This window comes from Amycolatopsis sp., from assembly GCF_035546795.1.
Taxonomy (GTDB): domain Bacteria; phylum Actinomycetota; class Actinomycetes; order Mycobacteriales; family Pseudonocardiaceae; genus Amycolatopsis_E.
The window spans coordinates 74,112-100,442 of record NZ_DASZWC010000055.1 but is presented as its reverse complement, the minus strand read 5'-3'; the positions used below and the strand labels follow the sequence as shown (position 1 = coordinate 100,442).

The following is a 26,331-nucleotide window of genomic DNA, read 5'->3' as shown; positions in this document are numbered from 1 at the left end:
CAGCTCCTCGCCCGTCGAATCCTTCAGGTCGACGTCCACCTCGGCCCTGGAGTCGAGCAGTTCCGGCCCGCTACTGGTCAGGCGGCGCGCGCCGGTGGTGTGCGCTCGCGATTGCCGCGGTCGGGGCGGCGATGTTCCCGCCGAAGGGGGCGTTCGACGGGACACTGCTCGGGGTCGCCGCGTGTGGGATGGCCTGGCTGCTGGGGCCGGATGACCGCCGAACGGGGTTGCACGACACCTCGCCCAGACGACGGCGGTCAGGTTGGTGCAGGCCGAAACCCCGCGCGCGGTCGGCGACCTCAGCGACGCCGACGGCGCGCGGCTGGACACGCTGGTCGCCGCCGGGCGTGGCGCGCTCACACTGGTCCGCCGCACCCTCGACACGTTGCACGAGGACGACGAGCCGCCGCCCGATCTGGCCGACGTGCCGGCCCGGCTGCGGGCCGCTGGGCTGCTGCTCGACCACGACCCGGACCCGAGCGAGCTCACCGGCCCTGCGCGCGGTCGGCGACCTCAGCGACGCCGACGGTCCCGGCGTCCGGCTTCAGCTGAGAATGATCATCGCGGCGGAGGTCGAGATCGTCGCCCGCAACGCCACGAAAGCCGTGCCGGGCAAGGAATACGGGCTCGCGAGCCTCGCCGGGCAGGCGCGAGCCATGGGCGGGGCGCTCGAATTCGGGCTCGCCGAGCGCGAGTGGGTGGTCACCGCCCGCTTTCCGCGAGCAGCTGGGAGACCGTCACGAACCGGTATCCGCGCTGCTTGAGCTGGTCGACGATCGGGCCGAGCGCGGCCCGGCCGGGATACATCCCGTGCAGCACCACGGTCGAACCCGGCCGGACGTGCTGCACGGTGTAGCTCACGGTGGCCGCGGCGCCGGCGTCCACCACCGGATCGGGTTCGGTTCGACGTCCCAGGTGATCGTCTTGCGGTTGCGCGCGGCGAGGTAACGGGGCAGCGCGAACAGCTTCTTTCCGTTGGGCGGCCGGAAAAGGATCTCGCCGAAGAACGACCGCGAGCCGGCGATGCGCAACCCGGCGAAACCGAGCCCAACCGCCACGACGACGGTCCAGTTCCGGGCGCGACGGGACGCGAGTAGCTGCATCCCGCGAACCCTGCCGGGCCGGGGGACGCACCAGAAGCCGCGAAGGTTCTAGTACCTAAGTCGCGCGGAAGCAGCCCTCGAGGTGATCGTCGACCATGCCCGTGGCCTGCATCAGCGCGTAACAGGTTGTCGGCCCGACGAAGGCGAAGCCGCTTTTCTTGAGCGTGCGCGCCATCGCCTTGGACTCGTCGGTGATCGCCGGGACGTCCTCCATCGCGCGAGGCCGGGCGCGACGGCCCGACGGCGCGAACGACCACAGCAGCTCGTCGAGCGGCGTGTCCAGCTCCAGTACTGCGCGCGCGTTGGTGATCGCGGCGTTGATCTTCGCGCGATTGCGGATGATCGAGGCGTCGGCGAGCAGCCTGGCCACGTCGTCGTCGCCGAACTCCGCCACCTTCTCCGGCACGAACGCGGCGAACGCGCGGCGGAAACCCGCGCGCTTGCGCAGGATCGTGATCCACGACAGGCCCGACTGGAAGGCCTCCAGGCAGAGCCGCTCGTACAGCTCGTCCCGGCCGTGCAGCGGGACACCCCATTCGGTGTCGTGGTACTCGGCGTAGTCCGGCGCGCTGTTGCCCCACGGGCACCGGGCGACGCCGTCCGTGCCGACCGTCGCGCTCATCTGCCCCCGATCGAATAGTTCTCGGCGAACCGAGCGAACCTGCGCAGCGATTGCCGCACCCCCAGCGAAAACGCGGGCCTAGCCACCGGCCAGCCGAGCCTGCCGAGCGGCCCGAACGGCAGTTCCAGGCTCTCCGACCAGACGAACGCCGACGACTGCGGCCCCTTCACGTGCACGTGGAACGCCCCGCTGCCGCGCACTATCCGGCCGAGGTGACGCACCGTGCAGCGCACCGGCGGCTCCCACGCGGTGATCTCCATCGTGTCGGTGAACCCGAGCCCGCGCAGCCCGGTGAACGCGGTCAGCTGCGAGCCGACACTGCGCCCGTCACCGGAGGCGACCCTCACGTCGGTACCCAGCATCCACTCGTGCTGGCGCGGCCAGTCGGTCAACGCCAGCCAGGTCGTACCCGCCGGCGCGGCGACATCGACCGAAAAAACCAGATCGGTCATCCCGTCGTCTCGCGTTCGGCCTCCAGCTCGGCGACCCGCGCGCGCAGACCGTCGATCTCGCCGCCCAGTCTGCGGATCACCCAGTCGACCTCGGACATCTTGTAGCCGCGCAGCACCAGCTGGAAGCGCACCTTCTGCACGTCTTCGCCGGTGATGTCGCGGACCGGGAGCCGCGTGGGCGAACTGCCGGGCGGCAGCGGCGCGAGCTCTTCACCGCGCCCGAACACGACGGCGGCCAGCAGGAACACCACCGCCGCGACAAGCAGCATGACTACGAGGTAGATCAGGGCGGTCGTCACGACACGATTGTGGCAGCCGCGCGTTGAACCGGCGTTTCCTGGCGCTGTTCCGGCTGGTCAAGTCGTGTTTCGCGGACCGGGACGAGTGCGCCGGGCGAGGAACACGCCGACCAGCCCGACAAGACCGAGGCCCAGCACGAAGACCCCGATGGCCTTGCGGACCGCGCGGGCGTGATCACAGCCCGCGGCGTAGGCGGAGTCGATCGTCCAGCCGTTTCCGCAGGCCACGGCCGCGTCACCGGCGGCGTGCACGGGAATCGCGAACAGCACGAGGAAAGCCACGAGGCACAGCCCCGAGACGACGAGGACGAACGTCCGGACGCGCACCATCAGATCGTGGCACAGCCGGGCCCTTCGCGCCCGTGTTCGTTGCTCCGGTCCGACGAAGTGCTCACACCTGCCTGGCTCCCCCGCGGTGACGGTGCCATGCTGGAATCGGAGTCGTCTGGAGGAGTCTTGTTACATCTGTTGATCCGGCTCGTGCTGGCACCGCTGGCACGGCTGATCTACCGGCCGGAAGTCCACGGCACGGAGCACGTGCCGCTGACCGGGCCGGTGATCATCGCGGCGAACCACCGCGCCGCGGTGGACACCGCACTGATCCAGTTCGTCACCCCGCGCCCGGTTTCGTTCCTCGGGAAGGCGGAGTACTTCACCGGCAAGGGGCCGAAGGCGCGGCTGATGGCGGCGTTCCTGCGGGCGCTGCACTACGTGCCGGTGGAGCGCGGCAACGCGATGGCCGGCATGGCCGCGCTGGAGGCCGCGCGAAAGGTCCTCGACGGCGGCGACGCGTTCGCGATCTACCCCGAAGGCACCCGCTCCCTCGACGGACGGCTGCACCGCGGGCACACCGGGGTCGGCGCGCTGGCGCTGGCCACGCGGGCGCGGGTGGTACCGGTCGCGGTGACCGGGACGGAGCGGATGCTGCCGATCGGCAAGAAGATCCCGCGGCCGGCGAAGGTCATGGTGCGCTTCGGCAAGCCGCTCGATTTCTCCCGTTACGACGGGATGGAGTCCTCCCCCGCGATCCGCCGGGCCGTCACCGACGAGATCATGTACGCGATCCTGGAGCTCTCCGAGCAGGAGTACGTGGACCGCTATCACAAGCGCCCCAACGAAGCGGCCTGATCAGGTCCACTTCGCGACGGTGGGCGGCTCGTAGGTCGCGAAGGCGTCGAGCAACGCGGCCGGATCCGAGCCGGTCAGCAGGAAGTCGCGGTGCTCGGGGCGGAGGAAGCCCTCGGTGACCATGTGGTCCACGAACTGCCGCAGCGGCTGGTAGTAGCCCGCCACGTCGACCAGCCCGATCGGCTTCGAGTGCAGCCCGAGCTGCGCCCACGTCCACACCTCGGCCAGCTCCTCGAGCGTCCCGGCGCCGCCGGGCAGCGCCAGGAACCCGTCGGACAGCTCGGCCATCTTCGCCTTGCGCTCGTGCATGTCCTCGGTGACGTGCAGCTCCGTCAGCCCGGCGTGCGCGATCTCGGCGCGCATCAGGTGCTTCGGGATCACGCCGATCACCTCGCCGCCCGCCGAGAGCGCCGCCTGGGCGACCGTCCCCATGATCCCCACGCTTGCCCCGCCGTAGACGAGCCCGATCCCCCGGTCCGCGAGCAGTTTCCCCAGTATCTCGGCCTGTTCGACGTACACCGGGTCCTTGCCGGCCGACGAACCACAGAACACACAGATTCGGCGCATCTAGTGGGTGTCCTCCCAAGCCTTGTAGGCCTCCTGCACCACGCGCACGGCATCGTCGATGTCGTCGGTCACGTGCAACAGGGCCAGGTCCTTTTCGCCGATTTTCCCTTCGGCATAAACGGTTCCCTTGATCCAGTCGTACAGCCCGCCCCAGTAGGACCGTCCGAAAAGGACCACCGGGAACTTCGTGACCTTCTTGGTCTGCACCAGTGTCAGCGCCTCGAACAGCTCGTCGAGGGTGCCGAACCCGCCGGGCAGGCAGATGAACGCCTGGGCGTACTTGATGAACATCGTCTTGCGGGTGAAGAAGTACCGGAAGTTGACCCCGAGGTCGACCCACGGGTTCAGGCCCTGCTCGAACGGCAGCTCGATGCCCAGTCCGATCGACAGCCCACCGGCCTCGGACGCGCCGCGGTTGACCGCTTCCATCGAACCGGGGCCGCCACCGGTGATCGCGGCGAAGCCGGCCTGCGCGAGCGCCGTGCCGATCTTCCTGCCCAGCTCGTACTCGGGATGGTCACGCGGGGTGCGCGCCGAACCGAACACCGTCACCGCGCGCGGCACCTCGGCGAGCGCGCCGAAGCCCTCCACGAACTCGGCCTGGATGCGCAGCACGCGCCACGGGTCGGTGTGCACCCAGTCCGTCGGCCCGCGCGAGTCGAGCAGCCGCTCGTCGGTCGTCGTCGCTTCCACCCGCCGGCCACGCCTGAGCACCACCGGGCCCCGGTGCTTCTCCCGCGGGTGCTCCGGGTATTCCGTTTCGTCCATTGTCACCTCCGCGAGCCTATAGAGCCCCGAGAAACTCCCGCAGCACCCCGGCCACCTGTCCGATTTCGGCCGCGTGAACGTGTTCTTGCCTGGTGTGCGCGAGCGTCGGGTCGCCGGGGCCGAAGTTCACCGCCGGCATGCCCAGCGCGGCGAAGCGGGCGACGTCGGTCCAGCCGAGTTTGGCCGCCGCCTTCCCGCCCGCGGCCTGCACCAGCTCGGCCGCCGCCGGCGCGGACAGGCCGGGCAGCGCGGCGGGCGAAAGGTCCACAACGGACAGTTCGAAGCCGTCGAACACCTCGCGCACATGCTTTTCCGCTTCTTCGGCCGAACGGTCCGGCGCGAACCGGAAGTTGACGGTCAGCACCGCCTCGTCCGGCACGACGTTCCCGGCGACGCCGCCGGACACCCGCACCGCCTGCAGCCCCTCCCGGTAGCGCAGGCCGTCGATCTCGACGTCGCGCGCCCGGTATCCGGCCAGCCGCCGCATCGGCTCGGCGAGGGCGTGGATCGCGTTGACGCCCATCCACGCGCGGGCGGTGTGCGCGCGGGCGCCGGTGCAGCGCAGTTCGACGCGCATGGTGCCCTGGCAGCCTGCCTCGATCACGGCGTTCGACGGCTCGCCGACGATGGCCAGGTCACCGGCGAGCCACTCGGGCAGCTCCCGCTCGACGCGGCCGAGCCCGTTTCGCGTCGCTTCGACCTCTTCGCAGTCGTAGAAGACGAAAGTGAGGTCGTGCCGGGGCTCTCGCACGGTGGCGGCCAGGTGCAGGAAGACCGCGTCGCCGCCTTTCATGTCCACCGTGCCGAGCCCGTGCAGCACGTCCCCTTCGCGCCGGACGGGCAGATTGTCGTTCACCGGCACCGTGTCCAGATGCCCGGCGAGCACGACCCGCGACGGACGGCCAAGGTTCGTGCGCGCGAGCACGGAATGCCCGTTGCGGACCACTTCCAGGTGCCCGGCCTGCTCGGTCAGCGCTGCCTGCACGGCGTCCGCGATCGCCTGCTCCTCGCCGGAGACGCTCTGGATGTCCACCAGCGCGCAGGTGAGGTCTACCGGGTCGGCGTGCAGGTCGAGAGTCATGATTTCGAGATTAGTCGCGACGCGGAGCGTCTCCGTTGAGGGCGGTGGTGGGCGAGGGGCTGGCCTTAGCGGCGGCGCGTACGGTGACACCGTGCGTACCCGAAAGACCCTGGCCGTCCTCGCCCTGGCCCTCCTGCTGGCGGGCTGCGGTGGCGAGGAAGCCGGTCCGACGCCCACCGGTGGCGGCGGTCAGGCGACCACGCCCGACGCGCTGGCGACGAAGCTGCGCGCGTACACCGTCGACGAGTGCTTCACCTCGCCGGGCAAGGAAACCCCGAAGGGCTGCGAGAAGTACGTCACGGAGCTGGGCGGCACGGTCGGCATGGTCCGCGAGCAGGCGGGCACGAAACACCCCGAGCTGAACACACTGGCCGACTCGCTGGACAAGGCCGTCGCCGCCTACCGGGGACCGCACTGTGAATCGGTCACCACGCCGGGTAATCCCTGCTCACAGGCGCTGAGGGACATCGCGAACGCGGTGCGCGACATCAAAGAGGTCATCGACACCCAGGTCGCCACCGGCTGAAACGCACTCGGTTACGGTTAGGCCGTGAGCGAAGCGACCCCGAACCCCGAGACCACCGGCGCCACCGGCGTCGGGCTGGCCACCATCGCCTCCGACGGCGCCGTGCTGGACACCTGGTTCCCGCATCCGAAGCTGGGCGAGCCGGGCATCGCCGGGACGGAACAGCTCTCCCGCGAACAGGCCGTGGAGGCGCTCGGCGAAGCCGCGGCCGGGCTGCTCGGCCCGGACACCGACCGCGGGGTCGAGGTCGTCGCGGTGCGCACGAGCATCGCCCGGCTGGCCGACGCGCCCGCCGACACGCATGACATCTACCTCCGCCTGCACCTGCTCTCGCACCGGCTGGTGCAGCCGCACGGGCAGAACCTGGACGGCATGTTCGGGCTGCTGTCGAACGTGGTGTGGACCAACCACGGCCCCTGCCCCGTCGAGGGTTTCGAGGCCACCCGGCTGCGGCTGCGCTCGCGCGGCAACGTGACCGTGTACAGCGTGGACAAGTTCCCGCGGATGGTCGACTACGTGCTGCCCAGCGGTGTCCGCATCGGCGACGCGGACCGGGTCCGGCTCGGCGCGCACCTGGCGAGCGGCACGACGGTGATGCACGAGGGTTTCGTGAACTTCAACGCCGGCACGCTCGGCGCTTCGATGATCGAGGGCAGGGTGTCGGCCGGGGTCGTCGTCGGCGACGGCTCGGACGTCGGTGGCGGCGCGTCGATCATGGGCACGCTTTCCGGCGGTGGCAAGGAAATCATCTCCCTCGGTGAGCGCTGCCTGATCGGCGCGAACGGTGGCGTCGGCATCTCGCTGGGCGACGATTCGGTGGTCGAGGCGGGGCTGTACGTCACGGCCGGCACGAAGGTCGTCGTCGAGGGCCGCTCGGTCAAGGCCCGCGAGCTGTCCGGGATCTCCAACGCCCTGTTCCGCCGCAACTCCGCCAACGGCGCGGTGGAGGTCGTCCCGCGCGCGGGCACGACGGTCGAGCTGAACGCGGCGCTGCACGCCAACGACTGAGCCCGTAGCAGCTCAACCCAGGTAGCCGTCAGGCCGGACGAACACCTTCGCGCCGTCTGTCGCGTCGTACGCGGCGAAGGCGTGGCCTTCGGTGTCGACGACGTACGGGCCTGCGCAGGTCTGGCCGGGACGGAGCACGGCGTACGAGTACGGCGCATCCGGTGCGGGTGCACCGAAAACGAGCTGTGTCGCGTGCGGGCCGCGGAACAGTTCGAACAGCCGGGTCGGGTTGCCGTCGGCGTCGGTCACCGGCGCGTCGGGCGCGCGGTCGCCGGAGACGAGCTGTCCGGCGGTGGTCCGGTAGCTGATGTCCAGCTGCCGGGTTTCCTTTCCGCGCTCGTGTGCCTTCTCGTCGCCGTCCTTGTAGCGCTCCATCAGTTCCGTGCTCACCCCGAGCACCCGGGCCGCGACGCCGCGCCGCTCGGTCTCGTAGGTGTCGAGCAGGTCGGACGAACCGTCCGCCAGCTTCCAGCCCAGGTTGTACCCGTCCTGCACCCCGGTGTTCAGGCCCTGGCCGCCGGTAGGCGGGTGGACGTGCGCCGCGTCGCCGGCCAGGAACACCCGGCCCTCACGGAACCGCGCGGCGAGCCGGATGTTCGGCCGCCACACCGTGGACCACGCCAGCCTCGTCAACTTCACGCCCGCGCCCAGCGCGTCCAGCGTGCCCTGCAAGATTTCCAGCGAGGCCACACTGTCCTCTTCGGACAATGGCGCGCCGAACTGGAACAGCCCGTCCGTGCTGGGCAACGGGCTGAGCACGACGCCGGACATCGGGTTGTCGTCACGAGCGAACCAGTATCCGTACTCGTGGTCGAGCCCGTCGGCCGCGACGTCACCGAGCAGCATCCGGACCGACTCGTCCGTGGTGCCCTCGAACGGGATCCCCAACGTCTTGCGCACGACACTGCGCCCGCCGTCGGCACCCACCAGGTGCGAGGCGCGCACCGTCTCGCCGGTGGAGAGCCGCGCGGTGACCCCGTCCTCGTCCTGCTCGAACCCGGTCAGCTCCGTGCCCAGCTCCACGCGTACGCCGAACTCGGCGAGCCGGTCCCGCAGGATGCCCTCGGCCTGCGACTGGCCCAGCACCCACGCGTTCGGGTAGGGCACATCCGGCGTGGGCGCCTCCGGCTCGGCCATCCGCCGATCCATCACGTGCTTGCCGTCGAGGTGTACGCGAATCTCCGGCAGTGACCGGCCCGCCGCGAACACGGCGTCCAGCACCCCCAGATCCTCGAACACCTCCAGCGTTCTGGGCTGCAACCCGTCCCCGCGCGAACCCGCGAAAAACTCTGTCGCCTTGTCGATAATCCGCACCTCGACGCCACGGCGGGCGAGTTCGATGGCCAAGGTCAAGCCGGTCGGTCCGGCCCCGGCGATCAATATCGTCATGACTGAACTCCAATTCAGTGAACTTGGATTCAGAATGTCGCACTGCTAGATTCCTGTCAAGGAGGTGCCGTGAAACGCAGCGAGAAGGCGGCCGAGACCGAAGCGGCGCTGAAAGCGGCGGCCAGGCGCGTCTTCGCCGAACGCGGCTACCTGAACACGAAGATCACGGACATCACGGCCGAGGCAGGCCGCGCGGCGGGTTCCTTCTACAACCACTTCGCGGGCAAGGAAGAACTCCTCGAAGCGCTGCTGGCCGACATGTCCGCCGAGAGCGACAGCGCGGCGTCCGAGGCCGAGCACAAATCCGACTTCACCGACCCGGACGCGATCCGCTTCCACGTGGCCGCGTACTGGCGCTTCTACCGGAAGCATGCCGCCACCCTGCGCGCGCTGGAAGAGGCGGCGCTGGTGAGCGAGACGTTCGCCAAGACCTTCGCGAAGTTCGGCGAGACCGAGATGGCCGACGTGCTCGGCCACATCCGGTACATCACCGACGCGGGCATGACCCTGCCGACGACACCACGATCCAGCCTGAACCTGATGTACGGCATGGTCGACAGCTATGTGCGGCACTGGCACAAGGTCGGCGCCGAACTCACCGACGACGAGGCGATCGAGGCACTCACCCGGTTCGTCTACCGGGGCCTGACCGGCCGGGACTACTAGCCCGCACCACCACCCTCGACGGAGGGGCTACGCGCCGCTCGCCTAGCCCAGACGGTCGGCCGCGGCGGCCACTCGCTCGTCGGTGGCCGTGAGGGCGACGCGCACGTGCTTGCCGCCACGCGGGCCGTAGAAAGTGCCTGGCGCGACCAGGATCCCGCGCTCGGCGAGCCAGTTCACCGTCTGCCAGGCGTCCTCGTCCCTGGTGGCCCACAGATACAGCCCGGCCTCGGAATCGTCGATCCGGAAGCCGTTGTCCTGCAACGCCTTCTGCAGGGTCAGCCGGCGGCGGGCGTAGCGCTCGCGTTGCACGGCAAGGAAGTCGTCGTCGGCCAGTGCGACCGTGATGGCCTCCTGCACCGGACGGGGCACGATCATCCCGGCGTGCTTGCGCACTTCGAGCAGCGACGCGACGAGCGCCGGATCGCCGGTGACGAACCCGGCGCGGTAACTGGCCAGGTTGGCCGATTTGGACAGCGAGTGCACGGCGAGCAGACCGGTGAGATCACCGCCGCTGACCGACCGGTGCAGGATCGAAACGGGCTCGCCTTCCCAGCCCAGCGCCAGATAGCACTCGTCGGAAACGACGACCACGTCCCGCGCCCGCGCCCATTCGACCACCTTGCGCAGGTGGTCCACACCCAGCACCTTGCCGGTGGGGTTGGACGGGGAGTTCAGCCAGACCATCGACGGCCGCTGCGGGCCGAGCGCGAGCAGACTGTCCGCGCGCAGCACGGAAGCACCCGCCAGCAGCGCACCGACCTCGTAGGTCGGGTACGCCAGCTCGGGGATGACCACCGTTTCGCCGGGACCGACGCCCAGCAGCCGCGGCAGCCAGGCCACCAGCTCCTTGGAACCGATGGTGGGCAGCACCGCGGCCGGGTCGATGCCGTCGACGCCGTGCCGTCGGCGCAGCGCCGTCACCGCGGCGGCCCGCAGCTCCGGCGTGCCGTGCGTGGTGGGGTATCCCGGGATGTCCGACACCGAGGCCAGCGCCGCGCGGATCGGCTCCGGCACCGGGTCTACCGGCGTGCCGACCGACAGGTCGACCGCGCCGCCCGGATGGGCCTGCGCGGCCGCCTTCGCCTCCGCGAGGGAATCCCAGGGAAAGTCCGGCAGGGCTGAGACCGCGGACCTCATTCGCCCTGTGGGGGCAGGTCCTTGATCCACTGCGGGTCGTCCGGGGTCTTGCCGACCTTGGACGCGCCGCCGGGGGACCCGAGCTTGTCGAAGAAGTCCACGTTGGCCTTGGTGTAGTTCGCCCACTCGTCGGGGACGTCGTCCTCGTAGTAAATGGCTTCGACCGGGCAAACCGGTTCGCAGGCGCCGCAGTCCACGCACTCGTCGGGGTGGATGTAGAGCATCCGCTCGCCCTCGTAGATGCAGTCGACTGGGCACTCGTCGATGCACGCCTTGTCGAGCACGTCGACGCAGGGCTCGGCGATCACGTAGGTCACTGCGTTCTCCTGCTGTGTGAATGAGATCCAGCTACGACCTCGGACATTACGCGTCCTTGGCGGGGCGTTTGAAGGTAAGGGCACCCTTATAGCCACTCGCGTAAGGACAATGTGACCCGTGGACCCCACCGAGACGCTCGAACTGTTGTGTGCCGACGCCTGGCAGCCCGTCACCGGGTACAAGCTCGGTGACTGGCGGTTGCGCGCGGCCGATGGCTTCACCGGCCGGGCGAACAGCGCGCTGGCCGTCGGCGACCCCGGCGTGCCGGTCGGCGAGGCTCTGGATCGAGTCTGTGAATTCGCCCACTCGCACGCCATTCCACCGGTGCTCCAGGCGGTCGTGGACAGTGCGACCGAGCGCGCGGTGGCGGCTTCCGGCTGGGTGCCGAACACCCGCCACGCGGCCGGGCATCTGGTGTCCGTACTCGTCGGCCCGCTCGGCGAGGGCAGCGAGCGCGCGGAGATCCTGCCCGGGCCGACCGCGTCGTGGTGGGAACTCGCGGCGGGCAGCACGGAACCGTCCCCGGCGCAGCGGCACGTACTCACCACGGGCGAGATCGGGTACGGCGTGGCAGAGATCACGGCGGGCGCGGTGCGGGCCGCGGTGGTCGGCGACGTGCTGCACATCGCCCGGCTGGCGGTGCGGCCCGAGCACCGCAGGCGCGGTCTGGCCAGTGCGTTGATGGCGGCCTGCGGACCGTGGGCGGCGGAGCGCGGCGCGGCGCGGTGCGCGCTTCAGGTGGCGGTCGGCAACGAGGCCGCGCTCAAGCTCTATGCGGCGCTCGGGTTCCGGGAGCACCATCAGTACCGGTACTGGGTTCCGGCGTGCGAGGATCGCTCCCTGTGAAGGTTGTCGTAGTTGTCGGCGGGGTGGGCGGCGCCCGCTTCCTGCTCGGCGTGAAGGCCGCGCTCGGCCTGCCCCCCATCGGTCCGGGCGAATCCGCGCACGAGGTCACCGCCGTGGTGAACACCGGCGATGACGTGTGGATGCACGGCCTGCGGATCTGTCCCGATCTCGACACGTGCATGTACACCCTCGGCGGCGGGATCGACACCGAACGCGGCTGGGGTCACCAGGGTGAGACGTGGGTGGTCAAGGAAGAGCTGGCCGCCTACGAGGCCGAGCCGAGCTGGTTCGGCCTCGGCGACAAGGATGTCGCGACCCATCTGATCCGCAGCCAGATGCTGCGCGCGGGCTACCCGCTTTCGGCGGTCACGGAGGCGTTGTGCGCCCGGTGGAAGCCCGGCGTGAAGCTGCTGCCGATGACCGACGACCGGGTGGAGACCCACGTGGTGGTCGACGATCCGGAGGAGGCGGGGCAGCGCAAGGCCCTCCACTTCCAGGAGTGGTGGGTGCGCTACAAGGCGGGCCTGCCCGCGCATTCGATCGTGCCGGTCGGCGCGGACGAGGCCAAGCCCGGTCCCGGTGTGCTGGAGGCGATCGGCGAGGCGGACGCGGTGCTGTTCGCCCCGTCCAACCCGGTCGTCTCGGTCGGCACGGTGCTCAGCGTGCCGGGCGTGCGCGACGCGCTGCGCAAGACCGCGGGCGGCGTGGTCGGGGTGTCCCCGATCATCGGCGGGAAGGCCGTGCGGGGCATGGCCGACGAGTGCCTGACCGCGATCGGCGTGGAGACCTCCGCCGAAGCCGTCGGCGTGCACTACGGCTCGCGGCAGACCTCCGAAGACGGGCTGCTCGACGGGTGGCTGGTCGCCTCCGGCGAGAGCGTGCACGTGCCAGGGGTCGCCGTGCGCGCGGTGCCGTTGCTGATGTCCGATGTGGACGCGACCGCGGCGATGGCGCGGGCCGCGCTCGAACTGTCCGGAGTGGACATTGACTGAACATTCCGCGGACCGGCTGGAGATCCTGCCGGTCGAGGGCCTCCCGGAGTTCCGGCCGGGAGACGACCTGACCGGCGCGATCGCCGCCGCCGCGCCCTGGCTGCGCTCCGGCGACGTGCTCGTGGTGACCAGCAAGGTCGTGTCGAAGATCGAGGGCAGGCTGGTGCGCGTGCCGACCGATCCACAGGAGCGGGACGCCGCCCGGCGCGCACTGGTCGAGCAGGAGGCGGTCACGGTCATCGCCTCCTTCGGCCGGACGATGATCACGCAGAACCGGATCGGCGTGGTGCAGGCCGCGTCCGGAGTGGACGGATCGAACGTGCGCGGCGACGAGATAGCCCTGCTGCCGGCGGATCCCGACGCCTCCGCGCTGGCGCTGCGCAACGGGCTGCGCGAACGGCTCGGGGTCGAGGTCGCGGTCGTCATCACGGACACGATGGGCCGCGCGTGGCGCGTCGGGCAGACCGACGCCGCCATCGGTTCGTCCGGGCTCAAGGTGCTGCACTCCTACGAGGGCGAGATCGACCCGCAGGGCAACGAGCTGCAGGTCACCGAGATCGCGGTGGCCGACGAGGTGGCCGCCGCCGCGGACCTGGTGAAGGGCAAGCTGCGCGCGACCCCGGTCGCCGTGGTCCGCGGAATGTCCCTTGTGGACGACGGTTCGACGGCGCGGAAGCTGGTGCGCCCGGTCGAGGAGGACATGTTCCGCCTCGGTGTGAACGAAGCGATCGCGCAGGGCCGCCGAGAGGCCGTGCCCGCCCGCCGTTCGGTGCGGCGGTTCAGTGACCAGCCGGTGGATCCGGACGCGCTGCGCCGGTCGATCGCCGCCGGGCTCACCGCGCCCGCGCCGCACCACACGCACCCGGTCCGGTTCGTCTGGCTGCGCGAGGCCGGGCTGCGCCGCAAACTGCTCGAAGCGATGCGGGAATCCTGGCGCGCCGATCTGCACGCCGACCAGTTCACCGACGAGCAGATCGCGAAACGCGTCGGCCGCGGGGACATCCTGTTCGAGGCACCCGAAGTAGTGCTGCCGTTCCTGGTGCCCGACGGCGCGCACACCTATCCCGACGAACGCCGGAACGACTGCGAGCGCACCATGTTCACGGTCGCGGGCGGCGCCGCCGTGCAGGGTTTGCTGGTCGCGCTGGCGGCCGAGAAGCTCGGCTCCTGCTGGATCGGCTCCACCATTTTCGCCGCCGACCTGGTACGGGACGTGCTGGGGCTGGCGGAATCCTGGCAACCCCTCGGTGCGGTCGCGATCGGTCATCCGGCCGAGCCCGCCGCGCCGCGTGAGCCGCGCGAGCCAGGGGAAGGACTGCTGGAACTGTGAGCCTGCACGCGGACGCGACGTCTACTTTGGACAAATGGCGGCCGGATTCGGCGTCGCAGGAGGCCTTGCGCCAGGCCTTTCTCGGTTTCCTCGCCGCGCGCGAGGACGCGTGTGCCCGCTCGTGCGAGCCGGGGCACCTGACAGCCTCGGCCGTGCTGCTCGACGCCGACCGCGAGCACATCCTGCTCACGCTGCACCCGCGCGTCGGACGGTGGCTGCAACTCGGCGGGCACTGCGAAGCGACGGACGTTTCGCTGATGGCCGCGGCATTGCGGGAGGCGCGCGAGGAATCGGGCATCGACGAACTGCACATCGAGCCGGAGCCGGTACACCTCGACGTGCACCCGGTCACCTGCTCGCTCGGCCTGCCCACCCGGCATTTCGACGTCCGCTACGCGGTGGTCGCGCCGCGGGGCGCGCGGCCGGTGCGCAGCGACGAGTCCGACGATCTGCGTTGGTGGCCGGTGGGCGAACTGCCCGCGGGTTCGGCGGATCTCGCGGAACTGGTGGCGTCGGCGCGATGATCGTCAGCATCGACCCGGACTCTTCCGTGCCGCCGTTCGAGCAGGTGCGTTCCTCGCTGGCGCGGCAGATCAACGACGGCGCGCTCGCGGTCGGCACGAAACTGCCGACGGTGCGGCAACTCGCGGCCGACGTGGGCATCGCGCCGAACACGATCGCCCGCGCCTACCGGGAGCTGGAAGAGGCGGGGTTGATCGAGACCCGTGGCCGCGCGGGCAGTTTCGTCGGGTCGACCGGCGACGAGTCCCGCCGCCTGGCCCGCGAGGCAGCCGCGACCTACGCCGCCACGTGTCGTTCGTTGGGACTGTCGGCCGCGGATTCGCTTGCCATCGCCAAAGCGGCGCTGGCTCACATCGCGCGGTAGTCGCGGATCGCGTAGCGCGGCCCGAAACGTGGCCGGGTGAACCCGGCCGCTTCGAGATACCGCACAGCGCGCTGCCGTTGTGGCGAATAGGGGGCCAGCACCTCGGCCATCCCCGCGTCGTCGAGCGGCTCGCCGAGCAGCGCGTACCCGACGACCGACGGGATGTGGAAGTCGCCGAAGCTCACCGCGTCCGCGTCACCCCAGGCGCGTTGTGCCACCTCGGCCGCCGTCCACACCCCGATGCCCGGCACCTTGCGCAGCAGCGCACGCCCCTCCGCACCACGGAGTTCGGCCGCGCGCTCCAGCCGCTGCGCCACTTGCGCGGCGAAGATCAGCGCCCGGCGACGGCTCAGGTCCACCCCGGCCCTGTGCCATTTCCAGTCCACAATGGACATGATCGCGCGCGGGGTCGGCGGGACCCGCATCCCGGCCGGGGCCGGTCCCGGCGCCGGCTCGCCGAACCACCGGCACAGCTCCCGCCAGGATCGCCGCGCCTCATGGCCGGTCACCTTCTGTTCGAGCACCGCCGGGATCAGCACGTCCCACACCCGGCCGGTCGCGCCGAGCCGCAGCCCGGGCAGGTTGTGCCGGGCACGGGCGACCTGCTCGTGATGCGCGACGAACTCGCTGTCGTCGTCCTCCGCGCCCAGCAGCCTCGGCACCCCGTCGAGCAACCTGTCCGCGCCCGCGCCCCAGGCCTGCGCCTCGACCTCGCCGTCGGCGAAGCGCCGCAGCGCCAGCGTGCCCGGCCCGTCCGGGGTGTTCGCCGTCAACCAGGTGACACCGGCCTCGTCACTGCGCAGGCACGGGTCGCCCTTGCCCCGGCGCAGTGGGCTCACCACAGCGCCGAGGTCCAAAGTGAACTGAGGCCGGTACCGCATTCAGCAGTCGCTGGAGAACCGGATCGAGTTGTCGGCGATCGTGGCGTCCGGCCATACGCGCGCACCGTTGAGCAGCTCACAACCCGCGCCGACGCTGGCCCCGTCGCCGAGGACCACGCCGCGCAGCACCGCACCCTTGCCGACCTTGGCTCCCTTGCCCAGCACGGATTCCTCGACCACGGCGTCCTCGGCGACCGAAACGCCGTCGAAGACCACCGAGCCGGAAATGCGCGCGCCGGCGGCGATCTCGGCACCCGCGCCGATCGTGGCACCACCGGTGATGGTGGCGCCGGCGACGTTCGCGCCCGCCAGCACCAAGGCTTCACCGACCGGGCCCGGTAGCGCCGACGTGGGCGCTATGCCGCGTACGAGATCCGCCGAACCGCGTACGAACGCTTCCGGCGTGCCGACGTCCAGCCAGTACGAGGCGTCGACGAAGCCCTGCACGTGCGCGCCTTCGGCGAGCAGGCCGGGGAACGTCTCACGTTCCACGGAAACCCGGCGGCCCGCGGGAATGGACCCGACGACCGAGCGGCGGAACACGTAGCAGCCCGCGTTGATCTGATCCGTCGGCGGGTTCGGGGTCTTCTCCAGAAACGCCGTCACCCGGCCGTTTTCATCCGTGGGCACCGAGCCGAACCGGCTCGGGTCCTCGACCCGCTGCAGGTGCAGGGTGACGTCCGCGCCGGAATCGTGGTGGGCTTGCAGCAGCGCGCCGAGATCCGCGCCGGAGAGGATATCGCCGTTGAAGATCACGGCGTGTTCACCGCGCAGGTGGTCGTAGACGTTGCGGATCGCGCCGCCGGTGTCCAGCGGCTCGTCCTCCACCACGTACTCCAGCTCCAGGCCGAGCGACGACCCGTCGCCGAAGTACTCCTCGAAAACCTCGGCCCGGTAGGACGTACCCAGCACCACGTGCTCGATCCCGGCCGCCCGGACGCGGGACAGCAGATGAGTCAGGAACGGCACGCCGGCGGTGGGCAGCATGGGTTTGGGCGCCGACAACGTCAGCGGGCGCAGCCGGGTTCCCTTACCGCCAACGAGCACTACCGCGTCGACTGTCACAACTTCCCTCCGTTATTACACACCGCGCGCGCGACAAGCCGTGGGAAACGCTGACGGCGACGCCCTGGAGGGCCTACCCTAGACAGCACACGGGTGGCCCCGGTCGGAGAGGGCCTCGGGTCGAGTCGGGAGGCCGAGCGGATGGACCCCCGCGATCGAGCGGATGCGTTGTTGGCCCGGGCACGGGCGCGCGGCGCTTTCGTTGTCACGCCTGAGGACGCGGTCTCGCCGATGGACGCGTCGAACACCCAGCAGATCCCGCGCTCACTGGTCAACCAGATCGACCGCGACGAGGACCCGGACAGCACCGCGGTGGTGCCGGCGTCGGTGATCGACTCGGTGCAGGGCAGCCTCGCGGCCGAGAAGCCCGGCACCATGGTCGGCATGGCCCCGGTGGCGCCGCCCGAGCCCGAGGAGCAGGAGGTCGGCGGGCTCATCCCGACCACTACCAAGCACACCGGCCGATCCGACCTTTCCCGCCGCCTCGAAGGGCTCTGAGCTACTGGCCCCTGGTCTCGAGCTTGAGGCGCAAAGCGAGGCCGAGCTTGATCGCGGCGAGCAACGGTTTCCAGGCGAGGCCACGGTGGCGGTCGGCCAGGTACCGGTACGCGCTCGCGTGGTGCGCGGCCAGCATTTTCTTCGGTGCCCGGGAAGTCGCGGTGCCGCCGACATGCGTTACCGCGGCCGAAGGGGCGTAGACGTTGCGCCAGCCCGCGCGCCCGATCCGGTCGCCGAGGTCCACGTCCTCGAAGTACATGAAGTAGCGCGGGTCGAACCCATCCACCGAGTCGAAGGCCTCGCGCCGGAACAGCTGGCACGAACCGGAAAGCCAGCCGGAGGTGCGCTCGACGGGGGCGCGTTCCTGCCGGTAGGCGCGGGTCCACGGGTTCGCGGGCCAGATCTTGCCGAAGACCGCGTGCCCGATGCCCCGGCCGATCGACGGCAGCAGGCGGGCGGAGGGGTAGACGGTGCCGTCGGGCTCGCGGATCAGCGGGCCGAAGGCGCCGCCACGGGGCCAGCGCCCGGCAACGTCCAGGAGTACGTCGAGCGAGCCCGGGTCCCATTCCAGGTCGGGATTCGCCACGACGACCCAGCCGTAGCTCTCGTCGAGTTCGGCCACTCCACGGTTGGCGCCGCCGCCGTAGCCAAGGTTCTCGCCGATGCGCAGCAGGTGCACGTTTTTGCGGCGGGCGGCCTTGTCGAGCGCTTCGTCGTCGGAGTCGTTGTCGGCGAGCACCACGCGGACGTCGCGCGTGGTCGCCTTCTCGAGCGTGTCGAGGAAACGTTCCAGGTCGTCGCCGGGGAAGTAGGTCACCACGACCACGGCGAGCCCATCGCCATAACGTGTCGGCTCGGTCACCCGGCTCATTGTGCCGGGTCCCTGCGCGACAGCGGACGCGCGGGTGGTGGTCGGTGAGGTCCCGATCTTCGGAGCTCCCCGACGCGATCGCCTGGTGCTATGGGCCCGGCGGTGGCCGGCGCCGTCACGTGGAGTCAGCGATCAGCGCGGTGACCAAGCTCTGAACAGCGCGAAGCCCGCAACACGACCGTCCGGACGCACCACGGGCTCACTTCTCGCCCCTACGGGGCCTCGCGCTGCCGGCGGTACCGCAGCCGATCGCACGCTGTCCATTTCGATCACTTCCGGCGGTGTGCGCGCCACGCCTTCCCGTATGCCTCGCGATGCTTCTCCGCGCTGGTGGCCCACGAAAACTCCTTCGCCCGGCGTTGGGCGGCGGCGGCGAGGACGGACCGGCGGGACGGGTCGTCGAGCAGGTCCGACAGCGCCGCCGCCACATCGCCCGCACCGACCCCGCAGTACGCCACCGCATCGCCGCCGACCTCCGGCAGCGACAAGCGCCGCGTCGTCAACACGGCCGCGCCGCACGCCATGGCTTCCAGGACCGGCAGGCCGAAGCCCTCACCGAGGCTCGGGTACGCCACCAGCTCCGCACCGCCGAGGAAACCCGCCAGCGTGTCGAACGGCAGGTACCCCGCACGGATCACCCGCAGCCGCAGGGGCGCCGCGTCCAGGGCCTTCTCCACCTGCGTGTCCCAGCCCGGCTGCCCGGCCAGCACCAGCGCGGGCGGGTTCGGCCGGTTCTCCACCGCTTTCGTGAATCCCCGGATCAACGCCGGCACGTTCTTCCGTGGCTCCAGCGCCCCGAGGAACGCCACGTATGGCGTGCTCCCCAACCCGATGGCCGCCCTCGCCGCGCGAATTTCGTCCGGCGAGGGCGGATGAAAACGTTCGACGTCCACGCCGTGCTCGATGATCTCCAGTGCGCGCGGGCGGGCTTTCGTCACACGCGCGAGTTCGTTCGCCGTCGCACTGCTGGGGACGACGCACAGGGTCGCGCGCCGCAGCGCCGCCATGGTCCAGCCGCGGAAGAACCGCGCCTTGACCGAGGAATGCAGCACCGCGTCGGTGAAGAAGGTGGCGTCGTGCAGCGTCACGACGGAAGCGGCGGGGCTGGCCAGCGGCATCGTGTAGTGCGGCGAGTGGACCACGTCCACCCCCAGCCTGCGGGCGAGCATCGGCAGCGTGGTCTGCTCCCACGCCAGCCTGGCCGTCCTGGTGACGGTGGACGATCCGGCGGGCACGATCCGCGACCCCGGGGCGAGCCCGTGGTACAGCCGCGCGTCCCGCGGTTGGCAGACGACGGTGGGCGGCGCCCCGTCGGCATCCAGAGCCTGTGCGAGCGAGTCGACGTAGCGCCCTACTCCCCCACGGTCCGCGGGCACGGCGGTGGCATCGATCAGGACGCTCGGTTCGCCTCTTCCCACCCGTGCAGAGTACGACCGTTCGAGGTCCGCTTGGTCAGGAACTCACAATCTCGCGTCGTGGTGAATAGTCCAGACGGCCTCGGCGGCACGCTGCCACGAGAACTCCGCCGCTCTCGCCCGCCCGGCCGAAGCGAGCTTCGCCGCGAGCTCCGGCGAAGCGATCACCTCGCGCAACGCCGTGGCCAGCGCCTTCGCGTCTCCCCGGGGTACGGTCCGTCCCGCGCCGCCGGCGACTTCCACCAGTGCCGGAGCATCCGAGTGCACCACCGGAACTCCGGCCGACATGGCCTCCAGCACGGGCAGCCCGAAGCCCTCCGCGCGACTCGGCGCCGCGAGCACCGTCGCCCGGCGAAGCACGGTCGCCAGGTCCTCATCGGACAGCCGGCCGAGCACCCGCACCCCGTTCCGGCGCGGGTCGATCCCGCCCCAGCCGGGCTGTCCGGCCAGCAGCAGCGGCACGTCCAGCTCCGCCATCGCGTCGAGCAGCACGTCGATTCCCTTGCGCGGCTCGATGGTGCCGACCGCCAGTACGTAACGTTCCGGCAGGTCCAGCACCGATCCACCGCCTCGGAGAACCTCCGCGACGCCGTGCCCGGCCACCTGCACGGGCACCCGCACCGGCACCTGGCGGCGCAGGTCCTCGGCCACGGCCTTGGTCGGCACCACGATCCCGGCCGCACGCCGCGCCGCACGGGTGATCATCTGCCGGTGCCATGAAACGCCGCGCGGGGTGAGGGTCTCCGGATGCGTCCACGGCACGGTGTCGTGCACTGTCACCGATACCCGCCCCCGCGGCGGCGCGAGCGGGGTCGGCGCGTGCACCGCGTCGCCGCCCGGCCAGTACGGCAGGCCGAGCTGCCAGGCGGCGACGAGTGCGCGCGGCGGCAGCGGCAGAACCCGCAGCGGCACGCCTTCGACCTGCGCTTTCGACACGTCGGCGCGCCGCGCGACGACGCTGGACACCGACCAGTGCGCCGGCGCGGTCTCGGCCAGCGCGCGTAGCAGTTCGGCGGTGTAGCGGCCGGTACCGCCGGGTACCGGGGCCAGCAGCTGCTCGGCGATCACCACGAGTTCGGGCACGGGTCGTATTGTGCTCACCGTGCCCGAGCCCAACACCACCGTGGTCGTCGTGACCTGGCGCGGCGCCGAGCACATCACCGCCTGTCTCGACTCGCTCGCCGCCCAGGATCGTCCACATCGGACGCTGGTGGTGGACAACGCTTCCGACGACGGCACCGCGCGGCTGCTCGCGGCGCACCCGTCCGCGCCCCGCGTGCTGCGGCTGCACCGCAACCGCGGGTACGCAGGCGCGATGGCCGCCGCACTGTCCGTTGTAGACACCCCGTTGATGGCCTGGCTGAACGACGACGCGGTGGCCGAGCGTGACTGGCTGGCCCGGCTGGAAGACGGGCTCGGCGAAGCGGCGGCCGCGGGAGCGAAGCTGGAGCTGGCCGACGGCACCCCGCAGTCCCTCGGAGTGCGGCTCACCGCGGACGGGCACGGCGCCGACACCATCGAGCCGCCCGCGTTCGGTTTCTGCGGCGGCGCGGCTCTGTTGCGCACCAACGTCCTGCGTGCCGTCGGCGGGGTCCCGGCGAGCTTCTTCTGCTACTACGAGGACACCGACACCGCCTGGCGCCTGCGACTCGCGGGCCACGAGATCGCCACCGTGCCCGAGGCGCGCGTGACGCATCGTCACGGCGCCAGCACGCGGCCCGGGTCCGTGCCGTTCCACCTGTGGAACGAGCGGAACCGCCTGCTGACCCTGCTCCGCTGCGCGCCAGCCCACGTCGCCGCCCGGGAACTGGCCCGGTTCGCCGTGCTCACCGTCGTCCTGCCGCTGCGCGAGAACGCGCCCGACGCGGCGAACTTCCGGCTGTCACTGCGGTGCCGGGTGCTGGCCGAAGTCGCGCTCCGGCTACCGGTGACACTGCGTGCCCGCCGGCGGATCGGCCGTCGCTCGACGATCGGGCGAGGCCAGATCTGGAGGAACTGGACACCCCGTTAGGCTCTCCCGAAGCGGCAGCAGGGAGGTCCGGCGTTGGCAGAGGCAGTACTTCCGCTGGTCTCGGTGATCGTGGTGAACTACCGCGGCGCGGAGGACACGATCACCTGCCTGCGCGCGCTCGCCGGCGAACTGGACTACCCCCGGCTGGAAATCCTCTGCGTGGACAACGCCTCCGGCGGGGACGACTTGGCCAGGATCAAGGCCGCCGTCCCCGAGGCGAAGGTCATCGCCAGCGCCGAGAACCTCGGTTTCGCCGGAGGCTGCAACCTCGCCGCGAAGCAGGCCAAGGGCACTGTGCTGGCCTTCCTGAACAACGACGCCCGCCCCGACGCGGGCTGGGCGCGCGCGGCGGTGGCCACTCTGACGGCGGAGCCGACGGTGGCCGCGGTGGCGAGCAAGGTCGTCGACTGGGCAGGCACCGGCACCGACTTCGTGGACGCCGGGCTGACGTGGTTCGGCATGGGCTACAAGCGGCACGCGGGCAGCGCCTTGGCCGACGTGCCCCGCGAAGAGCACGAGACGGCGAAGGACGTGCTGTTCGCCACCGGCTCGGCGATGTTCGTGCGCGCCGCGGTGTTCGCCGAGCTCGGCGGGTTCGACGAGCGGTTCTTCATGTTCTACGAGGACGTGGACCTCGGCTGGCGGCTGAACCTGCGCGGCTGGCGGGTGCGCTACGTGCCGGAGTCACTGGCCTACCACCGGCACCACGCCACGATGTCCGAAGTGGACGCCCCGGACACCGGCCGCGAGACTTTCCTGTTGGAGCGCAACGCGCTCGCCGCACTGTACAAGAACGTCTCCGACGAGACGCTGGCGAAGGTGCTGCCCGCGGCGCTCGCGCTCGCCGTCCGCCGCGCCACCGCGCGCGGTGAAATCGACGCCACCCAGCTGGACCTGGGCAAGGGCGTCGGGCCGGTGGACACTTCGCCGGTGCCGGTACCGCGGACAGCGCTGGCCGGGTTCCTCGCGATCGACCAGTTCGTGGAGCTGATGCCGTCGCTGGCGGAGTCCCGCAAGGTCGAGCAGGCCGCGCGGGTGCGCACCGATGCCGACCTGATCCCGTTGCTGCGCAAGGCTTTGGAGCCCGCGTACCCGTTGCCGCGGTATCTCGCGGCGCACGAGATCCTGGTCGAGGCGTTCGGCATCGAGCAGGTCTACGGGCAGCGCCGGAAGATACTCGTGATCACCGGCGACGCGATCACCGAGCGGATGGCTGGCCCGGCGATCCGTGCGTGGAACATCGCCACGGTGCTCTGCGGCGAGCACGATGTGCGGCTGGTGACGGTCAACCCGCTGGCCGCTCCCCCGCCCGCGCCGTTCCCGGTCTCCGCCGCCCGCAAGCGTGACCTGTCCGAGCCCATCGACTGGGCCGACATCGTGATCCTGCAGGGGCACGTGCTGGAGATGGCCCCGGCGCTGAAGGATTCGCACAAGATCGTGGTGTGCGACCTGTACGACCCGATGCACCTGGAGCTGCTGGAGCAGGGCAAGAGCGCACCGGACGACAAGCGCGCGGCCGATCTCGCCGGCGTGACGAAGGTGCTGGACGCGCAGCTGGAGCGCGGGGACTTCTTCCTCTGCGCCTCCGAGCGGCAGCGGCATTTCTGGCTCGGTCACCTCGCCGCGCTGGGCAGGCTTTCCCCGCGGCTCTACGACGCGGACCCCACAACGCAGTCGTTGCTCTCGGTTGTCCCCTTTGGACTGTCGGCCGAGCCACCGGCGCGCAGCGGCCCGGGGTTGCGGGCGTCGCTGGGGCTGGCCGAGTCCGATCACGTGGTGCTGTGGGCGGGCGGGGTGTACAGCTGGTTCGACCCGCTCACCCTGATCCGCGCGATGGACCGGCTGCGCGCGAAGCGTGCCGACGCGCGGCTGGTGTTCCTCGGCATGAAACACCCCAATCCCGAGGTAGCCGAGATGGACATCGGCGCGCGCACGGTGCAGCTGGCCGACCGTCTCGGGCTGACCGGGAAGCACGTGTTCTTCAACGAGCAGTGGGTGCCCTACGGCGAGCGGCAGAACTGGCTACTGGACTCCGACTGCGGCGTCACCACGCACTTCGAGCACGTCGAGACCACCTTCGCCTTCCGCACCCGGGTGCTGGACTACCTGTGGGCCGGACTGCCGATCGTCACCACCGACGGGGACGCGTTCGCCGATCTGGTGCGCACCGAAAAGCTCGGCGTGGTGGTGCCGGCCGAGGACGAGGAAGCGCTTTCCGAAGCGCTGGAACGGTCGCTGTACGACACCGAGTTCATCGCCGCCTGCAAGGAGCGGATCGCGGTGGTGGCGCGGCGGTACGCGTGGCCGCAGGCGCTGGCGCCGCTGGTGGAGTTCTGCCGTGACCCGCGTCCGGCGGCCGACAGGCTGCCCGGCTCGGCCGATCTCGTCGTCTCGGATCCCTTGCGGGGCACCGAAATGATCCGCCGTGACGTCGCGCTGGTGCGCGAGTACCTCGCCGACGGCGGCCCGAAGGAGCTGGCCAAGCGGGTCGCCGGCCGGGTGCTGAAAGTGGCGCGCCGCCGTGGCTGAAGCTCCGCTGAAAGTCCTGCTCGACGGCACTCCCCTGCTCGGCAACCGCACCGGCATCGGGCGTTACACCGCGTCGCTCGCCGAAGAGCTGGCCTCACGGTCCGATGTGGACATGCGTGCGGTGGCCTTCACACTGCGTGGCTGGCGCCGGCTGCGGCACGTGCTGCCACACGGCGTGCGCGCCCGCGGGATGCCGGTCGCCGCCCGGTTGCTGCGCAAGAGCTGGCTGCACTCGAAGTTCCCGCCCGTCGAGCTGTTCGCGGGGCGCACGGACGTCGTGCACGGTACCAACTTCGTGCTGCCCGGGATGCTGCGGGCAGGCGGCGTGCTGACCATCCACGACCTCGCCTTCCTGGACGCGCCCGAGGAACTGGCGCCGAGCGACAGCGAGCTTCCCCGGCTCGTGGGCCGCGGCGCCGCGCAAGCGCGCGTTGTCTGCACGCCGACGGCCGCGGTGGCGGACGCGGTCGCGTCGCGGCTGCGCGTGCCGCGCGAGAAGATCGTGGTCACGCCGCTCGGGGTGGACGCGTCGTGGTTCACCGGCCGCCCGCCGAACGACGAGATGCGACAGCGGCTGCGGCTGCCGTCGGAATACCTGTTGTTCGTCGGCGCGGCCGGCCCGCGCAAGGGGCTGGACTGGCTGCTCAAGGCACACGAAGCCGATCCCGGACTACCGCCGCTGATCTTCTCCGGGCCAGGCCCGTTCCCGAGGACCGAACGGTCGAGGCACGCCGGTTATCTGTCCGATGTGGACTTACGGCACGTGGTGGCCGGGGCCTCCGCGCTCGTGCTGCCCTCGCGTGACGAAGGCTTCGGGCTGCCGGTACTCGAAGCGCTGGCCTGCGACGTCCCCGTGGTGTGCACGGACATCCCGGCTCTGCGCGAGATCTCCGGCGGCTACGCCCGGCTGGTCCCCTACAGCGACGTGGACGCGCTGACCGCAGCCCTGCACGAGGCCGTCGAGGAGCCGCGAGTCGCGTCGATGTCCGTCGCACGACGGGCGCACGCGGCGAACTTCACCTGGCGCCGCTGCGCCGACGCCACCGTCGACGCCTACCGTCGCGCGGCGAAGTAGCCGCTCAGCGCCTCGCGCCAAGGGCTCAACGGGGTAAGCCCGGACTCGGTCCAGGATCGGTTGGACAGCACCGAATACGCCGGACGCGGAGCCGGGCGCGGGAACTCTTCGGTGGTGCAGGGCCGGACACGTTCGGGATCGGCGCCGAGCTCCTCGAAGATCGCCCGCGCGAAGCCGTACCACGTGGTCTCGCCGCCGCCGGTGCAGTGCAGGATGCGCCGCTCCGGCGCCCGGCCTTCGGCGATGAACCGGCCCAGCTCCAGCAGACCGGCCGCCAGCTGCGCCGACCACGTCGGCGCCCCATGTTGATCGTCCACAACAGACAGTGTCTCGCGCTCGCTTTCCAAGCGCACCATGGTTTCCACGAAGTTCGAACCGCCGAGCCCGTACACCCACGACGTGCGCACGACCCACGCCCGCGCGCCCGAGCCCAGCACCGCGTCCTCGCCCGCGGCCTTCGTACGGCCGTAGGCACTGCGTGGGCCCAGGTCATCCTCCGGCTCGTACGGACGCTCGGCGTCGCCGGGGAAAACGTAGTCGGTGGACACGTGCACCAGCGGCACCCGGCGCGACGAGCAGGCCGCCGCCAGCACGCGCGGCGCGTCCGCGTTGACTGCGAACGCGCGCCGCTCATCGGCCTCGGCCGCGTCGACGGCCGTGTACGCCGCGGCGTTGATCACCACCGGCGCACGCCCCGCCTTACGTGCGTCTTCGGCCAGCGTGCCGACCGCGCCGATCACCGCACCCGCGCTGGTCAGGTCCAGCTCGGCCGAACCCGGCGCGACGATCTCCACGTCGGCCGAGGCCAGCGCGGCCAGATCGCGGCCGAGCTGACCGCCACCGCCGGGTACCAGCACACTGAGCATCG

General features: G+C 71.0%; 33 protein-coding genes. 13 read left to right on the top strand and 20 right to left on the bottom strand.

The genetic code is table 11. The features are described 5' to 3' along the window. Positions 1-70: 70 nt before the first annotated feature. The 8 genes from VHD82_RS28680 to VHD82_RS28645 all read right to left on the bottom strand — a co-directional run bounded on the left by VHD82_RS28680 (position 71) and on the right by VHD82_RS28645 (position 2,806). Positions 71-466 carry a hypothetical protein gene (locus VHD82_RS28680; RefSeq protein ID WP_325710827.1) on the bottom strand — a complete coding sequence of 132 codons (396 nt, stop codon included), beginning with the start codon at positions 464-466 and terminating at the stop codon, positions 71-73. Between the two features lie 78 nt (positions 467-544). Further along, positions 545-706, bottom strand: coding sequence for a hypothetical protein (locus VHD82_RS28675; RefSeq protein WP_325710823.1), 162 nt, complete (start codon positions 704-706; stop codon positions 545-547). Then, complete coding sequence (locus VHD82_RS28670) at positions 703-885, bottom strand: hypothetical protein (protein WP_325710820.1); 183 nt, start codon at positions 883-885, stop codon at positions 703-705. The genes VHD82_RS28675 and VHD82_RS28670 overlap by 4 nt, the downstream gene beginning before the upstream one ends. Beyond that, positions 858-1,103, bottom strand: a complete 246-nt coding sequence (locus tag VHD82_RS28665) for a hypothetical protein (protein ID WP_325710817.1) — start codon at positions 1,101-1,103, stop codon at positions 858-860. Before VHD82_RS28665 ends, VHD82_RS28670 begins: the two co-directional genes overlap by 28 nt. Before the next feature lie 55 nt (positions 1,104-1,158). Next, on the bottom strand, positions 1,159-1,725 hold the full coding sequence (locus VHD82_RS28660; protein ID WP_325710814.1) for a DNA-3-methyladenine glycosylase I: 567 nt from the start codon (positions 1,723-1,725) through the stop codon (positions 1,159-1,161). Next, the gene (locus tag VHD82_RS28655) at positions 1,722-2,177 is read right to left on the bottom strand and encodes an SRPBCC family protein (RefSeq protein WP_325710811.1); all 456 of its coding nucleotides are present in this window, start codon (positions 2,175-2,177) and stop codon (positions 1,722-1,724) included. The genes VHD82_RS28660 and VHD82_RS28655 overlap by 4 nt, the downstream gene beginning before the upstream one ends. Further along, the gene (locus VHD82_RS28650) at positions 2,174-2,476 is read right to left on the bottom strand and encodes a DivIVA domain-containing protein (RefSeq protein WP_325710808.1); all 303 of its coding nucleotides are present in this window, start codon (positions 2,474-2,476) and stop codon (positions 2,174-2,176) included. The genes VHD82_RS28655 and VHD82_RS28650 overlap by 4 nt, the downstream gene beginning before the upstream one ends. A 57-nt stretch (positions 2,477-2,533) precedes the next feature. Next, positions 2,534-2,806: a hypothetical protein gene (locus VHD82_RS28645; RefSeq protein ID WP_325710805.1), complete on the bottom strand. Its 273-nt coding sequence runs from the start codon at positions 2,804-2,806 to the stop codon at positions 2,534-2,536. Positions 2,807-2,932: 126 nt separating this feature from the next. Here VHD82_RS28645 and VHD82_RS28640 point away from each other — a divergent pair, with 126 nt between their 5' ends. Beyond that, a complete protein-coding gene (locus tag VHD82_RS28640) occupies positions 2,933-3,604 on the top strand; it encodes a lysophospholipid acyltransferase family protein (protein ID WP_325710802.1) in 672 nt (223 codons plus the stop codon). Here VHD82_RS28640 and VHD82_RS28635 read toward each other — a convergent pair whose 3' ends face one another. From VHD82_RS28635 to dapE, 3 genes are read right to left on the bottom strand one after another with little or no spacing between them, the layout of a single operon-like run. Further along, a complete protein-coding gene (locus tag VHD82_RS28635) occupies positions 3,605-4,171 on the bottom strand; it encodes a TIGR00730 family Rossman fold protein (RefSeq protein WP_325710799.1) in 567 nt (188 codons plus the stop codon). It lies immediately after the preceding gene. After that, positions 4,172-4,939: a TIGR00730 family Rossman fold protein gene (locus tag VHD82_RS28630; RefSeq protein WP_325710795.1), complete on the bottom strand. Its 768-nt coding sequence runs from the start codon at positions 4,937-4,939 to the stop codon at positions 4,172-4,174. It lies immediately after the preceding gene. Between the two features lie 16 nt (positions 4,940-4,955). Next, positions 4,956-6,023 (bottom strand): succinyl-diaminopimelate desuccinylase, encoded by a 1,068-nt coding sequence (gene dapE / locus VHD82_RS28625; protein WP_325710884.1) that lies wholly within the window; start codon positions 6,021-6,023, stop codon positions 4,956-4,958. A gap of 88 nt (positions 6,024-6,111) precedes the next feature. Between dapE and VHD82_RS28620 the strand changes: the two genes are divergently transcribed. Continuing rightward, a complete protein-coding gene (locus VHD82_RS28620) occupies positions 6,112-6,546 on the top strand; it encodes a hypothetical protein (RefSeq protein ID WP_325710790.1) in 435 nt (144 codons plus the stop codon). A 24-nt stretch (positions 6,547-6,570) separates the two neighbouring features. Further along, a complete protein-coding gene (dapD, locus tag VHD82_RS28615) occupies positions 6,571-7,554 on the top strand; it encodes a 2,3,4,5-tetrahydropyridine-2,6-dicarboxylate N-succinyltransferase (RefSeq protein ID WP_325710787.1) in 984 nt (327 codons plus the stop codon). Positions 7,555-7,566: 12 nt separating this feature from the next. On the opposite strand, the gene VHD82_RS28610 is transcribed toward dapD, so the two are convergent. Next, complete coding sequence (locus VHD82_RS28610; protein WP_325710785.1) at positions 7,567-8,943, bottom strand: FAD-dependent monooxygenase; 1,377 nt, start codon at positions 8,941-8,943, stop codon at positions 7,567-7,569. A gap of 69 nt (positions 8,944-9,012) precedes the next feature. Between VHD82_RS28610 and VHD82_RS28605 the strand changes: the two genes are divergently transcribed. Beyond that, positions 9,013-9,609 carry a TetR/AcrR family transcriptional regulator gene (locus VHD82_RS28605; RefSeq protein WP_325710783.1) on the top strand — a complete coding sequence of 199 codons (597 nt, stop codon included), beginning with the start codon at positions 9,013-9,015 and terminating at the stop codon, positions 9,607-9,609. Positions 9,610-9,651: 42 nt separating this feature from the next. Here VHD82_RS28605 and dapC read toward each other — a convergent pair whose 3' ends face one another. Further along, positions 9,652-10,746, bottom strand: a complete 1,095-nt coding sequence (gene dapC / locus VHD82_RS28600; RefSeq protein WP_325710781.1) for a succinyldiaminopimelate transaminase — start codon at positions 10,744-10,746, stop codon at positions 9,652-9,654. Continuing rightward, positions 10,743-11,063, bottom strand: a complete 321-nt coding sequence (gene fdxA, locus VHD82_RS28595) for a ferredoxin (protein ID WP_325710779.1) — start codon at positions 11,061-11,063, stop codon at positions 10,743-10,745. The genes dapC and fdxA overlap by 4 nt, the downstream gene beginning before the upstream one ends. 118 nt (positions 11,064-11,181) lie before the next feature. On the opposite strand from fdxA, the gene VHD82_RS28590 reads away from it, so the two are divergent. From VHD82_RS28590 to VHD82_RS28570, 5 genes are read left to right on the top strand one after another with little or no spacing between them, the layout of a single operon-like run. After that, positions 11,182-11,910, top strand: coding sequence for a GNAT family N-acetyltransferase (locus tag VHD82_RS28590; RefSeq protein ID WP_325710776.1), 729 nt, complete (start codon positions 11,182-11,184; stop codon positions 11,908-11,910). Beyond that, entirely contained in the window at positions 11,907-12,902 is a 996-nt protein-coding gene (gene cofD, locus VHD82_RS28585) for a 2-phospho-L-lactate transferase (RefSeq protein ID WP_325710773.1), read from the top strand. The genes VHD82_RS28590 and cofD overlap by 4 nt, the downstream gene beginning before the upstream one ends. After that, a complete protein-coding gene (locus VHD82_RS28580; RefSeq protein WP_325710770.1) occupies positions 12,895-14,232 on the top strand; it encodes a coenzyme F420-0:L-glutamate ligase in 1,338 nt (445 codons plus the stop codon). The genes cofD and VHD82_RS28580 overlap by 8 nt, the downstream gene beginning before the upstream one ends. Beyond that, positions 14,229-14,756 carry an NUDIX hydrolase gene (locus VHD82_RS28575; protein ID WP_325710767.1) on the top strand — a complete coding sequence of 176 codons (528 nt, stop codon included), beginning with the start codon at positions 14,229-14,231 and terminating at the stop codon, positions 14,754-14,756. Before VHD82_RS28580 ends, VHD82_RS28575 begins: the two co-directional genes overlap by 4 nt. Further along, entirely contained in the window at positions 14,753-15,118 is a 366-nt protein-coding gene (locus VHD82_RS28570) for a GntR family transcriptional regulator (protein WP_325710764.1), read from the top strand. The genes VHD82_RS28575 and VHD82_RS28570 overlap by 4 nt, the downstream gene beginning before the upstream one ends. On the opposite strand, the gene VHD82_RS28565 is transcribed toward VHD82_RS28570, so the two are convergent. After that, positions 15,103-15,999, bottom strand: coding sequence for a DNA-3-methyladenine glycosylase 2 family protein (locus VHD82_RS28565; protein WP_325710761.1), 897 nt, complete (start codon positions 15,997-15,999; stop codon positions 15,103-15,105). The genes VHD82_RS28570 and VHD82_RS28565 overlap by 16 nt on opposite strands. Next, a complete protein-coding gene (locus tag VHD82_RS28560) occupies positions 16,000-17,064 on the bottom strand; it encodes an NDP-sugar synthase (protein ID WP_325710759.1) in 1,065 nt (354 codons plus the stop codon). A gap of 141 nt (positions 17,065-17,205) precedes the next feature. On the opposite strand from VHD82_RS28560, the gene VHD82_RS28555 reads away from it, so the two are divergent. Further along, complete coding sequence (locus VHD82_RS28555; protein ID WP_325710755.1) at positions 17,206-17,562, top strand: hypothetical protein; 357 nt, start codon at positions 17,206-17,208, stop codon at positions 17,560-17,562. A 1-nt stretch (position 17,563) separates the two neighbouring features. Here VHD82_RS28555 and VHD82_RS28550 read toward each other — a convergent pair whose 3' ends face one another. The 3 genes from VHD82_RS28550 to VHD82_RS28540 all read right to left on the bottom strand — a co-directional run bounded on the left by VHD82_RS28550 (position 17,564) and on the right by VHD82_RS28540 (position 20,931). Next, a complete protein-coding gene (locus VHD82_RS28550; protein ID WP_325710752.1) occupies positions 17,564-18,424 on the bottom strand; it encodes a glycosyltransferase family 2 protein in 861 nt (286 codons plus the stop codon). A gap of 278 nt (positions 18,425-18,702) precedes the next feature. Beyond that, entirely contained in the window at positions 18,703-19,851 is a 1,149-nt protein-coding gene (locus VHD82_RS28545) for a glycosyltransferase family 1 protein (RefSeq protein WP_325710749.1), read from the bottom strand. Between the two features lie 42 nt (positions 19,852-19,893). Continuing rightward, the gene (locus tag VHD82_RS28540) at positions 19,894-20,931 is read right to left on the bottom strand and encodes a glycosyltransferase family 1 protein (RefSeq protein ID WP_325710746.1); all 1,038 of its coding nucleotides are present in this window, start codon (positions 20,929-20,931) and stop codon (positions 19,894-19,896) included. A gap of 19 nt (positions 20,932-20,950) precedes the next feature. On the opposite strand from VHD82_RS28540, the gene VHD82_RS28535 reads away from it, so the two are divergent. From VHD82_RS28535 to VHD82_RS28525, 3 genes are read left to right on the top strand one after another with little or no spacing between them, the layout of a single operon-like run. After that, a complete protein-coding gene (locus VHD82_RS28535) occupies positions 20,951-21,859 on the top strand; it encodes a glycosyltransferase family 2 protein (RefSeq protein WP_325710743.1) in 909 nt (302 codons plus the stop codon). A gap of 33 nt (positions 21,860-21,892) precedes the next feature. Then, positions 21,893-24,388 (top strand): glycosyltransferase, encoded by a 2,496-nt coding sequence (locus VHD82_RS28530; protein ID WP_325710741.1) that lies wholly within the window; start codon positions 21,893-21,895, stop codon positions 24,386-24,388. Next, positions 24,381-25,463: a glycosyltransferase family 1 protein gene (locus VHD82_RS28525; RefSeq protein ID WP_325710738.1), complete on the top strand. Its 1,083-nt coding sequence runs from the start codon at positions 24,381-24,383 to the stop codon at positions 25,461-25,463. Before VHD82_RS28530 ends, VHD82_RS28525 begins: the two co-directional genes overlap by 8 nt. Here the strand turns inward: VHD82_RS28525 and rfbD are convergent. After that, positions 25,442-26,329 (bottom strand): dTDP-4-dehydrorhamnose reductase, encoded by an 888-nt coding sequence (gene rfbD / locus VHD82_RS28520; protein WP_325710735.1) that lies wholly within the window; start codon positions 26,327-26,329, stop codon positions 25,442-25,444. The genes VHD82_RS28525 and rfbD overlap by 22 nt on opposite strands. Positions 26,330-26,331 lie beyond the last annotated feature (2 nt).